The following is a 13,430-nucleotide window of genomic DNA, read 5'->3' as shown; positions in this document are numbered from 1 at the left end:
AACTTTATACCGTCACTTTTTTTCGCAGCAATAATGAGCTAAACCCTACTGAAATTGCAATGATACAGAGGCCGATAAAAATCCGGAGCAGTACTATTTCACTTGGAAATAACGGAAAAGACAACCAGAGTCCACTTATTTCACTTACTAAAGGCGGCGAATTAACTAAAAGTAGAGCAGATCCACTATACAAAACTCCGGCAATAATACCTCTCCATCGATAGCTTCTTTCTAGCAGTATCCCGGTAAACACCACAATCACGCCCATGATTCCCGCTCCATAGTTCAAAATAAATTGGATAAATGACGGGGGCAGAAACAGATTCAGTAAAGAATCACTACGAATCAACTCTACCATAGTCACTGCTTGTCGTAGCTCTTCCGGAATCATCGCACGAAAAGCCGCTAATTGAAGAGGTATCACCACGAGCTGCAATGCGACAAAACCGAATACAAACAATAGGATTGCACTTAATTTAGCCATATACACGTTCATCCGCGATGTTGGTAGCATGAGTAGTCGGTATGCAAACGTATTGCGGCCGAACCACTCTTTATACCAAATCATAAAAACATACAGCACCAGCACGATCGCACATAAAGAGATGACGCCCTCGAACCAAACCGAATTGTACATTTGAATAAGATTTGCTCTATGATAGCCATCAGGGTATCCCCCCTCCGTCCCGCCATTTCTGTCCATCCACGTACGAACGGCGCTGAGATAGGATTGAGAAGAGAGCCAAATTCCTGCAAATTGTGTTACCAAAAGTAAGAGTGCTAAGGCACCATATAACTTAGAGAAGCGCACAACTTCCCAATTCAAAAGCTTTCCGAAGGATTTCAATTCGCATACACCTCTCTCATGACATCCACGACTGATTTACCTTCTAGTGAGCGAAGCTCCTCCGGAAGGAACTGCTTCCGAACCCGACCCTCATCCAGCAATATCACCTTATCAATTAAATGTTCAATATCTTGAATTTCGTGGGTGGTTATGAGAACACCGCGATCTTCCATGAGATGACTAGTAAAAACACCCGTAATTTGTTCACGACTGAACATGTCGATACCAGAAAAGGGCTCGTCCATTAGCAAATAGTCGGCATCCAGGGAAAGTCCAAGCAGCAGATTGGCTTTGGCCGAATTTCCCTTCGACAAGGAGGAGAGTCGGTCTTCTCCCTTCAATTTGAAAAAGGTCAGGAGCTCTTCTGCTCGAGCTTCATTCCAATTCGCATAGAAATCATTCATAAACTGCATGGCTTCCCTTATCTTCATGTGCGAGGGCATCGTCAAGGTGTCTGGAATGAACACAACCTGCTCGTACGCTTTCGTTGTCAAGGGCTGTCCATCCACTTGAATCTTCCCGCCGTGAATTGGTGTGAGCCCCATGATGGCTTTCATAATGGTTGACTTCCCAACTCCGTTAATTCCAATCAAGCATGTGATTTGGCCTTTCTCTGCCGTAAAAGTAACCTTGTCTAACACATTCTTCCTGCCATACTTCTTAACGAGCCCCTCCACTTCGATCATCTGGAGACCCCCTTCGCACGTTCCTCTTCATACTTTTCTTTAACAAAACGTAACAATTCATCGGTTGGCAAGCCAATATTGCTTATCGATTGAACGAATACCCCAACCGCTTCTTGAATAAGTTCTTCACGAATGGTATTCAAAATTTGCTTATCCGTCGTTATCCGACTCGGGGAATTACCTGCAGTTGTGATCAAATTCTGCTCCTCCATTTCTTTATAAGCCTTTTGTGCGGTGTTTGGATTAATCTGGAGTAATCCTGCTAGCTCACGCCTCGATGGGATTTCTTGCCCACCTTCAAGTCGACCAGTGGCAATTTCTTCCTTGAAATAGCGAACAACCTGCAGATAAACGGGATCGCGATTATTAAATGTTATGTTCATCTTCCCATCTCCTATGTTCCTTTCTAGGTAAAACTGGAATTATTTAGTGTGTGTACTAACTGGTTCATACACAATATGTGTACTATACTACTCATACACTATTCCTGTCAATATTTGGTTTTTTAAGAACACTCCCTACATTTTTATTCCAGCCTTTGTCATACCCGAAAGCTAAGAAGCAAATAATAGAAGGATGGAATTCGCTCTAATAAGGAGGCCGTGATGAGAGTCAATCTGCCACCAGAAGACAAAGACAATACGGGATTTTACGGAAGAATGAGGGGATTGCCCGGTGCGATTGTTCAGTTTGTTAAACAGCAAACCACTAAGTTGATTACTTCCTCTGAGCTAGCTCATCACGGATCGTCGCCACAGAGCATTGAAATCTCCCCTATCGCGAAAGTGAGAATTGAAAAAGCTCTACACCAACAGCTAGCTTTGCAGCAAGGAGGCGTCATTCCCCCCTCCCCTACCGCTCTGGAACAACAGATTCTTCAACAGATCATCGCCAAAACCCAGACAGATAATCGCAATAATGTGACACGGACACAAGCCTATTGGAGGTGCTATCGTCACTTTCCGGAGCTGCATTGGGCGTTATTAGCTCATATGGTATCACGCAATGGGGGGTGGTGTATGACAGACTTACGCGGGGAACTGTTGCCTCACTTAATGAGCAATAAAGCCACAGATCACTTATTTTCCTTTCTGGAGCGTGCAAATGCCCTTATTTTCCAAGATGCTTACCCTCAAATGCTGCTATATGCCGAAAGTAAACGGAGAAAGGTTAGTTTATTTCATCTTCTCCCTCATTTGCATATATCCGCTTGGATGCTCCCGATCTGGCAGGACTTCTGGCATTTCCAAGATGCCGGCCTTCTTACCCTAGGTCTGATTGTCAATGAGCAGAGCTACGTCGAAGAACGTATTGTTCACAATCCTATTTACCGACAAACCGTATTAGACACGCCTCTGTTCAAAACACAGGCTTGGCTGCAGCTTAATCATGTTGGCTTCCCCTTTCAATCCACCGCGATGGATGCACCTTTCCCTCAACCGCATCTTGCTGGCCTTATACTTGAAAATTTCAAGAATCTAACTGAACGCATTGAATTCGGCAAAAGCTTGTATGCGATCCTGTATAGGGCTCCAGGTGTGCTTCAAGGCGTCCTAGCTTATGCAGCTTCAACTCCCCATACGGGATCACGTTCCGACTATTGGCCGCATCTATATGCACCCATACGAAAAACCCCTCCTGATCGCAAGTATCAGGAGAGGCTCGATGGCTACAGCCTTAAGAAAGGTGCAGCGCCGTTCTATAGTCCTCCGCTTCACTCGGCTTGGCCTGACAGGCCGCTAGCGCCGGTAGAGCGAGGAGACTGGTTCACAAGTGTGGAGGAACCGCTAACGCATATGCAATCCATTACGGTTCCGTATGATTACGATTTGACTCAGGACATGTGCCTAGGTCTGAGCAAGGTTGAATTAGCTGTCATTGGCGCTCAAGCGATTAAGAAATTCATCCCCTGAAGGGTGAATGGTTTCGTGCTAGTTGCTGCTCACTAACTTTTTAGGATCGTTTCAACACACGACTCACTCTACCAATCAGCTTCTGAACCGGTGACGGAAAGCTTTTCACATCATCCTTCGTCACCACACGTGTTACCATCAGCAAGATTGGATACAACGCCACCGTAAATCCGCAAATCAACACCGCTTGGATGCCTTGATTTAAGCGGAACCAAGGCGTTGGCAGCACATACGTATGTGTCAGCCATTCCGCTGCAAAGCCAAGAACACCAATGACAATGATCGTAACAATGAGCCCACCGAAACGACGTCCCAGAATCGTGAATGTTACTTCTTTACGAAGCGATCGAAGGTTCAGCCATGACATTGCGATGAAGCATAGCCCCGTAGAGATTATGATGCCATAGATGCCCAACCATTGCCCTAACACGAAGCTGCCTAGCAGCTTGATAGCGATGCCGACAGCCACATGTGCCATCAATGGCTTCATTCGCCCCATGCCCATGAGAACAGCTCCTGAGGTCTGCATGATGATCTGGAACATCGCACCTGCTGTCAGCAAGGAAATCATGGCAGGTCCATGCGCAATCCCATAGGCGGAATCCTCAAGGCCAAACAAGAAGAAGTCGAGCGGCCTAGCAGCTATGCTGATCATCAACACCGCAGGGAGACCAGACAGAATCGCGAGTTGAAGCACACGTGTCGTCTGCTGTCCTACAGCTTTGAGATCTTTGCGCGAGTATGCTGCCGAGATAATAGGCACGACAGATTGACTTAACGCAATGGCCAAAATGATGGGAATTCCCGCGAGCGGTTGCGCGCGTCCGCCAATGACCCCAACCAAGCCTAAGGCTTCTATGGCTCCGATTGAATCTTCAAGCAATGGGATAATCATCGAGGTATCGATGGCGTACACGAGCGTAACCGTAACCGAGAAAACGACGATTGGGATCGAGAGCTTCAGCAAGCTTCGATAAATATCCCGGTATCTGAACATTTCCGTTGGTTGATCTCCAATCCGAGTAGCACCGGTCTGCTCTGCAGCGGCTTGCGAAACGGCTGTGACTGCTTGGCGCGTTTGCGCATCATTTCGTTGCAGCTTCCTAGCGTAGTATAGCATCACAGCAAGTGCAGCAATCCCCCCGACAACACCACCAAAGGAAGCACCCGCTACACCCCAACCAAGCGAATAATTGAGCAAGAAAAACGCCAATGCAATCGATGTGATCAATCGGAATATTTGTTCCACAACTTGCGAGATCCCGTTCGGCATCATATGTTGTCTACCTTGGAAGTAGCCGCGCATGATGGCGATAAGTGGGAAGAACAGCATCGCGGGTGCAATCGCTCTTGTAGCTAGCGTAGCATCTGGTCCACCGTGCGAAATATGTTCCGCATAAAGGGGTGCGAAAACAAATAACAGTAACGTCATCCCAACCCCAGCAATGACAGCGAACCAAATCGCAGCCCGATAGATCCTTTGCGCTTCATGCGGTCGACCGATGGCGTACTTCTCGGCAACCATTTTACTTAATGCACTCGGAATACCCGCTGTTGCGATCACAAGCAGGATCGAATATAAATTAAAAGCAATGGAATAACTGCCCATTCCTTGCTCCTCAAGCAAGTGAACCAGCGGTATTCGCTGGAAAACGCCGAGAAACCGCGCTACAAGCGCGGCCACGGTGAGAATGAGCGTCCCTTTTACAAGGGAATCTTTGGTTACCTTCGTCAAGTCCGTTCCTTCTCTCTCTTACAATTTACAAACGTCCTTCTAGGCCTTAAAAGACCCAGATGAAAAAAATAATAATCATGGCCAGCTGTAAAGCAATTTTCACGACAGAGCTGGCAAAAAAACCGAGCACAGAACCTATTCCTGCGCGTACGGCATTTTGCCAGGAGGTTCCGATTATCAATTCGCCCAATATAGCACCAATGAACGGACCCAGGATGATCCCGAATGCTGGTATTACGAAAGGGCCAATAATCAGACCAACGGTGCTGCCGATGATTGCCGCTTTGGAGCCGCCAAACTTTTTGACCCCTAATGCACTAACCGCATAGTCCGCCACGATAATAATGATGACGATCAGGGTTTGGATCAACCAAAACCAGAAGCCGAAGGGCTCCCAGCTGATCAGCCAGCCATAGATGAAAAAAGCAGCATAAATGGCCAGTACACCTGGCAGTATCGGATACACAGCCCCCACCATTCCGACAACAAATAAAAGAATAACGACAATCCAACCTAAGGTAATCATGCTCAGTTACTTCCTCCATTCAGGAGTGTCATTTAGGCAAGCATGTAGGTGCGAATGACTTGTGCGACAGCATGCTCATCGTTGGTCACGGTCGTGATATCGGCGATTCGCTTCACTTCATCCTGCGCGTTCCCCATGGCAACACCAAGTCCTGCTTCACGGATCATCGCGATATCATTTTCACTGTCACCCATGGCGATCACCTCGGACATTGAAATCCCTAGATATTCACAAACCGCTTCAACACCGCTTGCTTTACTAATGCCAAGCGGATTCATCTCCAGGTTCGACGGATGTGAGTTGGTGATTTCAAGCGTTCCCCAGCTCGACACCACATCGCGAATTCGTTGTAATTTCTCCGCATTGTCTGTGAAGTAGCCGAATTTAAGCCATTCATGCTGATTGATATCAAATCCTTCACTTTCACGATTGAACACACCTTCTACGGAGTAAGCCCACCACCAACAGTCATTTTCCACCGCTAACTGATGTAATTCGCGTATCGTTTCAATCGGTACAAGCGTTCGTTTGAGCAATGTATCCGGCGACGCCCACACTTCACTGCCGTTCACCACAACAAGGGGAGTTGAAAGCCCCAGCTCCTTAATGTAAGGCATGGCGCTTATCGCACCGCGACCAGTAGACATAATCACCACTTTGCCTTGAGAAGAGGCTTCTCGAATCGCAGCTTGATTCTCAGCAGATATTTTCTTCTCTTCATTCAGCAAGGTTCCATCCATGTCGAGCGCGATTAATTTATAAATTCCCAATTGTATCAACTCCCATCTCTATGCCGCCATTGGTTTGTCGACCTAGTAAGCAGTTAGTACCTTCTTAGGCAGCTCTTCCATGAATGTTTTGTGCCAAAGTGCAAAGATATAAAGGGTCCACAAGCGTCTTGCGAAGTCCCCTTGACCAATACGATGCTTATGAAGCATTTTCTCAACAGCACCAATGTCGATGTAATCTTCGATTCCACTCGATTTGATTTGCTCCATGACCATATCGCCCATGGCACCCTTCATCCAATCGCGCAAAGGCACTGGAAAACCAAGCTTCGGACGATTCAGAATCGGATCTGGAATAATGCCTTCCATCGCTTTACGGAAAATGTACTTCGTTGTCCCATTCGCAATGCGATATTTGGCTGGAATGCGGCGGGCCACTTCGAACAATTCTTTATCCAAGAAAGGAACGCGCAGCTCCAGGGAGTGCGCCATTGTCATTTTGTCGGCCTTCATCAAAATATCGCCAGGCATCCACAAATTCATGTCGATGTATTGCATCCGGCTAACCGGATCTAGGTGTTTCGTTTTGTTATAGTAATCGCCGGCGATTTGAACGGGATTTTTGTAGGCGCGCAGCATCTCGCTATCGAGACGCAGTACTTCCGCCTTCATATCCTCGGAGAAGATTTTGGCGTTCCCGAGGAATCGTTCTTCTAGCGGAGTCGTCCCCCGCAATACATAATTGCGGCCCTTCACGCCGCTTGGCAGTATGCGTGCGAAGCGGTTCAGCATGCGCTTCACGGAAGTCGGAAGCTGATCCAGCGGTTTGAGCGATTGCGGCTCGCGATATATGCGATAGCCACCGAACAGCTCGTCCGCGCCTTCGCCGGACAGCACAACAGTCACGTGCTCGCGCGCAAGCTGCGCCACGTGGTAGAGGGCAATGGCCGAAGGATCGGCGACAGGCTCGTCCTGGTGCCAGATCGCCTTCGGCATGGTCGCGAAGAAATCATCCTGCGTGATGATTTTGTCGTAGTGCTCTGTCCCGAGCGTTGCTGCGGTCTGAGCAGCGATCGGCGTCTCATTGTTGGCACCTTCAAAGCCAACGGAGAACGTGCGGATCGGTTCGATATTCCGCATATGCGTAGCAATTGCCGTCGAGTCGATACCGCTCGATAAGAAGCATCCGCGTTCCACGTCGCTGACCATGTGAAGCTTGACGGACTCTTTCAGCCCTTCACGGATCTGCTCTACGTAGTGATCGAAAGGCTTGTCTTCTGGTTCAAACATCGGATCCCAATACTTATGTAGTGTCATTTTACCTTCAAAGGTGATTGTAACCGTATGAGCAGGCGGCAGCTTATAGATGCCTTGGAACATGGTATTCGGCTCTGGTACATATTGAAAGGTCAAATAATTCAGCAAGCTGTCCGTATGGATTAACCGATTCATGCCTTCCGCCGCAAGCAAGCTCTTGATTTCCGAGCCGAACACAAATTGACGGTCACTCACATGATAATAAAACGGCTTAATGCCGAAGTGGTCTCTCGCTCCGAACAGCTGCTTTTTCTTGCGATCCCAGATCACAAAGCCAAACATACCGCGCATGTGCTTCACGCAATCCTCGCCGAATTCCTCATAAAGATGGACGATGACTTCGGTGTCACTCTGCGTGCGGAAAATATGACCGCGCTCCTTCAACATCGTGCGCAGTTCTTTGTAATTATAAATTTCACCGTTGAAAATAATCCACACGGTTTCATCTTCATTCGTTAATGGCTGATGGCCCTCTTTGATATCAATAACGGATAATCGTCTAAAACCTAAACCAATGCGATTCTCTGTCCAGAAGCCGAAATCATTAGGCCCGCGATGCACAATCACATCCGTCATTTGCTTCAAGCTAGCCTCCGTTGGTTCTCTATCTTCAAAATACATAACACCCGTAATACCACACATGGTGAGACTCACTCCTCCGTACTCTCATCATTCTTTCTCTTGGACAACCGATATATTAGTATACCATATCAGCCCGTCATTCAGGAAATACCATGAGCGTACGAGAATAGCTGGATCCTATAGAAAAATGATGGAAATGAGAAGTCGTTTTAACGAAGCAGATAACCGGCTTTTTTTCATGAGATTCGACCACCTTTCCTCTGCACACAAAAGTTGACCTGAGGCAACATTTAGGGTGAAGCAAGTTCAACCCTTGTGATAGGGTATGCGACCATGGCGTAACTGGTGCATGACTGAGTGGTAGGCTTTAAAGCAAAAAAGAGCTTGCCTAAGCAAGCTCTTTTTTGCCATCATTACCACGGCTTCTTCCCGCCGCCAAGCTTCGTTAAAATGCCATCGTTCGCCGCGTCATACGCTTCGAAGATTTTCGCGGCAATTGGAGATGCCCCATAGCGTCCGAACCCACCTTCCGGTACAACGACAGCAATCGCCAGCTTCGGATTCTCAACAGGTGCGAAAGCGATTAACACGGCATTTTCTACTTTTCCGCCAGCCACATCCTGCGTGGATGTTCCTGTCTTCCGAGCGACATTGAATGGTAATTCATCAATGCCTTGAGCGCCGCTTTTCATCCCATGTATGATCGTATTCCAATCCGCTTGCGAGAACTCTTTGGATACATCTTCAAGAACCTCAGGCTCAATCTTTTTCACTAATTCACCTTGATAATCACGAATTTCATCCACGAAGAGAGGCTTCATCCGTTTTCCGCGGCTTGCTAAAGTTGCTGTATATTGCGCTAACTGAAGCGTAGTCGTCTTCTCATTCTGTCCCCATGATGCGTAAACCATCGCGGATTGGTAACTATCTTTCTTAGCATTCGGGATAAAGTCATTGGAACCCACAAATTCACCTGGCAGTCCGCTTCCCGTCTTCACACCCATCCCAAACTTGGCCAGATACTCGGCCCATTTGGCTGTCACATTCGCGTTCTCTCTCCCGTATTTATTCCAAAAAGGGATACCTACCATCGCCGACATATACGTATTCGAGGAAACCTCAATGGCGGACGACGCGTTTAAGCTGCCATAAGCGTGTTTGTCGGAGTTCGAAATGGCGCTGTTGTTATCTCTACCGAAGGTGAATGTGCCTGTATCATAATACGTCTGCGTCGCTGAAAAGAGCTTTTCTTTCAATCCAATTAATACGGATAACGGCTTAATCGTCGAACCCATGAAAACAATGGAAGAAGGATGCTTTGCGTTCTCTTTCTCATCTGGATATTTCGCTTTGGCATTCATAATCGTACCATTCGAAATAAAGGTACTTATGTCTTTATAAATGGCAGGCGAAATACCACCAGTCCAAGCATTTGCATTATAATCCGGATAATTAGCCATCGTGACGATGCGACCAGTGTCCACTTCCATGGCAACCGCGAAGCCCGAGGAAGCCTTCACCCCAAATTTCAAATACGGATCATTCGCATTGGCAGGCGTACGTAAATATTGAATATGATCCTGTATGAATTTCTCCGTCGTCTTCTGAATGTCCTTATTGATCGACAGGTACAGATTGTTCCCCTTGATCGGTGCCGTAACTTCTGCTCTTCCAATAATTTTCATGGCCGCGTTGACGGGATATTTCTTACTGCCATTCTTGCCGCGCAGCTCATCCTGATACATCCGCTCAATGCCATCGAAGCCGACATTCTCATTGCTTAAATATTCATCACTATTCGGATTATCCTTATAGATTTCTTTCGCTGTCTGGGTCGAAAATGCATTCGTATAACCGACCAATTGCGTGGCAATTGTCGTCTTGTTGTCATCATCCATTTCATAGGTGCGGATACTTTCTTCCGTCACTTCCAACCACTTAAATTCATCGCGATGCTCGAGTAAATAAGCAATTTCACCATTGGATAAATCTGCTTTAATGCGACGTGGAACATAAAAGTAGCTCGGATCTTTCACTTTATTCTTATTAATGTCATAGCCCAGATCCATCGCAAGAACGATCTCTTCAGGGGTAGGACTCACTGTATTCGGTTTGGCAAATTCGTCAAAAACTTCGGTTTTGAGTCGATGAGCTAAATCAATAATCGCATCCTTATCCTGCTGGCCTGGTTCAATACGGAAAAATAAGGACTGTACGGGAATCGTATACGCCAGCGGGGATTTCGTTGAATCATAAATATTGCCGCGAATCGGGGCGATCTTGTTGGTTTGATTCGTATTGGTATTCTCCGCAGCCTTCAGATCCTTGGCTTGAACAAATTGAAGAATCGCTAACCTCACAATTAGCACGGAAAACAGTAAAAAAGTAACGAAGAAAAATATATTGATCCGAAACGAAAAGTGCCGTTTTTTTGTAATTTCTTTTTTCTTCGGATCATCCATAATGGATGACTTCATGCTGGTTCATATCCTTTCTCATTCTCACTTAGGTCGTACATCGCCGACAGGCGCCCCAATCAGTTCGAGCAGGGAACGGATCCCATCTCCCGTGTGATAAGGGTACCGGATTATACGAACCGCATCGATTCCTACTTGATTAGGGGCCCAAATATCATTCGTCTCATGATCCCCGACATACAGCACATCCTCGGCCTCAACACCTGCCATTTGTAAAGCAAGCTGAAAGATAGCAGGATCCGGCTTCTCCAAGCCAACTTCGGTTGAAACGAGAACGGGGTCAAAATAATGTAAGACCCCTTTTTCCGCCAGAATGGCTTTCAGTGTAGGGGCAAAATTAGAGATGATTCCGATACGAAAGCCTTGTGTTCGCAGTTCTTCCAGAAATGGCTTCACGTCATCAAACAAATCATAATATTCCGGTGCGGTGAAAATTTCATACAGCTCATGACAGCAATTGAAAATTTCTTCCTCTGTCCAATCTTCATGAACGCCTAGCTTCTGCAGGACATAGTGGTATAGGTTAACCCAGAATTCACGATCTGACTCTGGACTGCACACCACGAAGTTATCTTTTTTCTCCACATAATAAAATAGACGAAATGCTTCGGTAAAAAGTTCATGAATATGAGCTTCATCTCTGTCAACGGCGCGCAATTGCAAGTATTGCTTCAAAATGGTTTGTGCTGCAGGAATGGTTACTAACGTGTCACCCGCATCTAAGTAAATCATCTTGTATGACTTTAACTCTTTTCGCATATCGTCTCCTCTAAACGTCTCTCACGTGAGTTTGATCAAAATTCGGGGGATTAAACCAATTCGCTCCGCTAGCAACCCAAGTAGAATCCAGAGGCACCCAGTTATTGGTTTCCTTGAGATACACTTCATTCCAAGCATGCGGACCATATCCACCCTGTCCATCATACCCTAGCCCCGTGACAACCTTCACATCAAGTCCAATGGCCCTTGCCATTTGCGCATATAACCTCGAATAATCAATACAAACGCCCTCTTTGGTATTGAATGTATCCTCTGGCGTTTGCTCCTTCCAAATCCGCTGTTCTTCATATAATTTCACTTTGTTCCAATCATACTTGACTCGGGTTCCCACCCAGCTGTACAGCAATTTAGCTTTCTCTTCATCCGTCTTTGCATTCGCTGTAATTTCTTTCGCCGCATCTGCAATATTGCCCGGGATTTTGGCATCGAGTACTTCATATTTCCGTTGTAAAATATTCGTGAATTCCTGCTCCACTGCACGTGTGAAAACAGGCGCCTTCTCCGCAATAAAATCACCTGTAAACGGTGAAATGACTTCTTGAGCTCCTTTTTGATACATATGTGAGGACTCAATATAGGGGGTTATCATCGAGTGCGGGAACAGTGAGACATAAATAAATAAAATTGCGATTAACATAAGAGCTCTAACAAATCCAGCTATGGAACCTATGGCCCCGCCTGAAACGGAGCTCAGTAAGGAATGACCCTGATTAGGCGCGGAATAACGTTCTGCCAGCCAACGCCCCAGCCATACATCAACCAGGTGATTCAAGATTTGTTTGATAATAACATAGCCTAGGATAAATAAAACTCCGAAACGGAGTAGTGGGAAATCACGCAAGCTAGTGATGACGGTATAGTAAGCTTGTTTCAGCGCGCTTATGTCGACGGCCGGAATTTGTAAATCCTGTCCCTTCAACCACGTTTGAATCCATGGTGAAACCAGTTGCACGCCTTTCCAAGCAATAAACATGGACAAGATGGCGAGCCCTGCTTCCACCAACATAGCTGCGAAATGTCTGGCCGAGCCGGAGCCACCACGGAAAAAGCCTTGCAGCACCGAAGCTGCAATCGTGAGAACGATCAAGATGGATATGAAATTGATTGAAGTGGCCTGCAGCCACGAATTATCCGTCATGCGTGCGCACCTTCCCTTGATAGGCTATACCCGCTACTCGCTAGCCATTTTTCCTTGCTTGCTCAATGAACGCTTTCACAGCAGCATTCGAATTCATTTTAAAGGATTTCCCAAGGAAGGTGATCTGAACCTCATCCGATCCTGGTTTACCTTCCACCTGCAAGCTTTTCGTCGTAATCATAAAGGAACCATCTGCGTTGGCCTTAAATTTGGCTTCTTTGGCCTCGGACGTCAAGGCACTAACTGCTTTATCCTTGATCTCATCACTGACTTGGGAAACAACACTTGCCCCAATATCCTTTATTTTATCCTTATAGTTGGCTCCATAAACGATAAGCGCTCCAACAATGGCAAGGACAAGCACCCATTTCACCACGGTTTTTACAATCCCAATCACAATAAATAGAACAATAATAGCCCCTACAATTAAATACCAACGATCCTGTGCAAACGAAATCCACTGATCCATCTTTAACCCCTCCTTGTTATGCAAAAGTCCTTCCCTATCATACTACATGGACTCTCTAATCTTCATCTCTTTTTTTCCTTAGCTGTGCTAGCTTCTGCTCGATTTCTTTGGTTTTATCGATACTTTTTCCTGTTCTACGAAAAGATTGTCTTAAACGAAAAATAAGAAAAATACCAACTGCGGCCAAAAGTATAAAAACAATTGGGTCCATAATTCCTCCTACGTACGAAAT

Annotated in this window: 13 protein-coding genes; 1 reads left to right on the top strand and 12 read right to left on the bottom strand. The window is 46.3% G+C overall.

What is annotated here, in order from left to right; all coding sequences use genetic code 11:
- Nucleotides 1-4: 4 nt before the first annotated feature.
- From AC58PQ_RS19320 to AC58PQ_RS19310, 3 genes are read right to left on the bottom strand one after another with little or no spacing between them, the layout of a single operon-like run.
- Complete coding sequence (locus tag AC58PQ_RS19320) at nt 5-847, bottom strand: hypothetical protein (RefSeq protein WP_497244335.1); 843 nt, start codon at nt 845-847, stop codon at nt 5-7.
- Entirely contained in the window at nt 844-1,533 is a 690-nt protein-coding gene (locus AC58PQ_RS19315; protein WP_497244332.1) for an ABC transporter ATP-binding protein, read from the bottom strand. The genes AC58PQ_RS19320 and AC58PQ_RS19315 overlap by 4 nt, the downstream gene beginning before the upstream one ends.
- Entirely contained in the window at nt 1,530-1,916 is a 387-nt protein-coding gene (locus AC58PQ_RS19310) for a GntR family transcriptional regulator (RefSeq protein WP_497244330.1), read from the bottom strand. The genes AC58PQ_RS19315 and AC58PQ_RS19310 overlap by 4 nt, the downstream gene beginning before the upstream one ends.
- Before the next feature lie 222 nt (nt 1,917-2,138).
- Between AC58PQ_RS19310 and AC58PQ_RS19305 the strand changes: the two genes are divergently transcribed.
- Nucleotides 2,139-3,446 carry a DUF2515 family protein gene (locus AC58PQ_RS19305; protein WP_497244328.1) on the top strand — a complete coding sequence of 436 codons (1,308 nt, stop codon included), beginning with the start codon at nt 2,139-2,141 and terminating at the stop codon, nt 3,444-3,446.
- 40 nt (nt 3,447-3,486) lie between these two features.
- Here the strand turns inward: AC58PQ_RS19305 and AC58PQ_RS19300 are convergent, their stop codons facing one another.
- From AC58PQ_RS19300 to AC58PQ_RS19260, 9 genes are all read right to left on the bottom strand, one after another.
- Nucleotides 3,487-5,181, bottom strand: a complete 1,695-nt coding sequence (locus AC58PQ_RS19300; protein ID WP_497244326.1) for a putative polysaccharide biosynthesis protein — start codon at nt 5,179-5,181, stop codon at nt 3,487-3,489.
- Nucleotides 5,182-5,227: 46 nt separating this feature from the next.
- Nucleotides 5,228-5,707: a DUF456 domain-containing protein gene (locus tag AC58PQ_RS19295; RefSeq protein WP_497244324.1), complete on the bottom strand. Its 480-nt coding sequence runs from the start codon at nt 5,705-5,707 to the stop codon at nt 5,228-5,230.
- Nucleotides 5,708-5,739: 32 nt separating this feature from the next.
- Entirely contained in the window at nt 5,740-6,477 is a 738-nt protein-coding gene (locus AC58PQ_RS19290; RefSeq protein WP_497244322.1) for a Cof-type HAD-IIB family hydrolase, read from the bottom strand.
- A gap of 42 nt (nt 6,478-6,519) precedes the next feature.
- Entirely contained in the window at nt 6,520-8,394 is a 1,875-nt protein-coding gene (gene asnB, locus AC58PQ_RS19285; RefSeq protein WP_497244320.1) for an asparagine synthase (glutamine-hydrolyzing), read from the bottom strand.
- Between the two features lie 353 nt (nt 8,395-8,747).
- Nucleotides 8,748-10,811, bottom strand: coding sequence for a peptidoglycan D,D-transpeptidase FtsI family protein (locus AC58PQ_RS19280; RefSeq protein WP_497244318.1), 2,064 nt, complete (start codon nt 10,809-10,811; stop codon nt 8,748-8,750).
- 24 nt (nt 10,812-10,835) lie between these two features.
- A complete protein-coding gene (locus tag AC58PQ_RS19275; protein ID WP_497244316.1) occupies nt 10,836-11,570 on the bottom strand; it encodes an HAD-IA family hydrolase in 735 nt (244 codons plus the stop codon).
- Nucleotides 11,571-11,580: 10 nt separating this feature from the next.
- Nucleotides 11,581-12,729: a transglutaminase domain-containing protein gene (locus AC58PQ_RS19270; protein ID WP_497244314.1), complete on the bottom strand. Its 1,149-nt coding sequence runs from the start codon at nt 12,727-12,729 to the stop codon at nt 11,581-11,583.
- Between the two features lie 40 nt (nt 12,730-12,769).
- Nucleotides 12,770-13,198, bottom strand: coding sequence for a hypothetical protein (locus AC58PQ_RS19265; RefSeq protein ID WP_497244312.1), 429 nt, complete (start codon nt 13,196-13,198; stop codon nt 12,770-12,772).
- Between the two features lie 55 nt (nt 13,199-13,253).
- Nucleotides 13,254-13,409 (bottom strand): hypothetical protein, encoded by a 156-nt coding sequence (locus tag AC58PQ_RS19260; protein WP_477590343.1) that lies wholly within the window; start codon nt 13,407-13,409, stop codon nt 13,254-13,256.
- Between the last annotated feature and the right edge of the window lie 21 nt (nt 13,410-13,430).

It is taken from the genome of Paenibacillus sp. J22P143 (assembly GCF_059692035.1).
The sequence above is the reverse complement of the archived record's forward strand: the minus strand, read 5'-3'. Positions and strand labels throughout refer to the sequence as shown.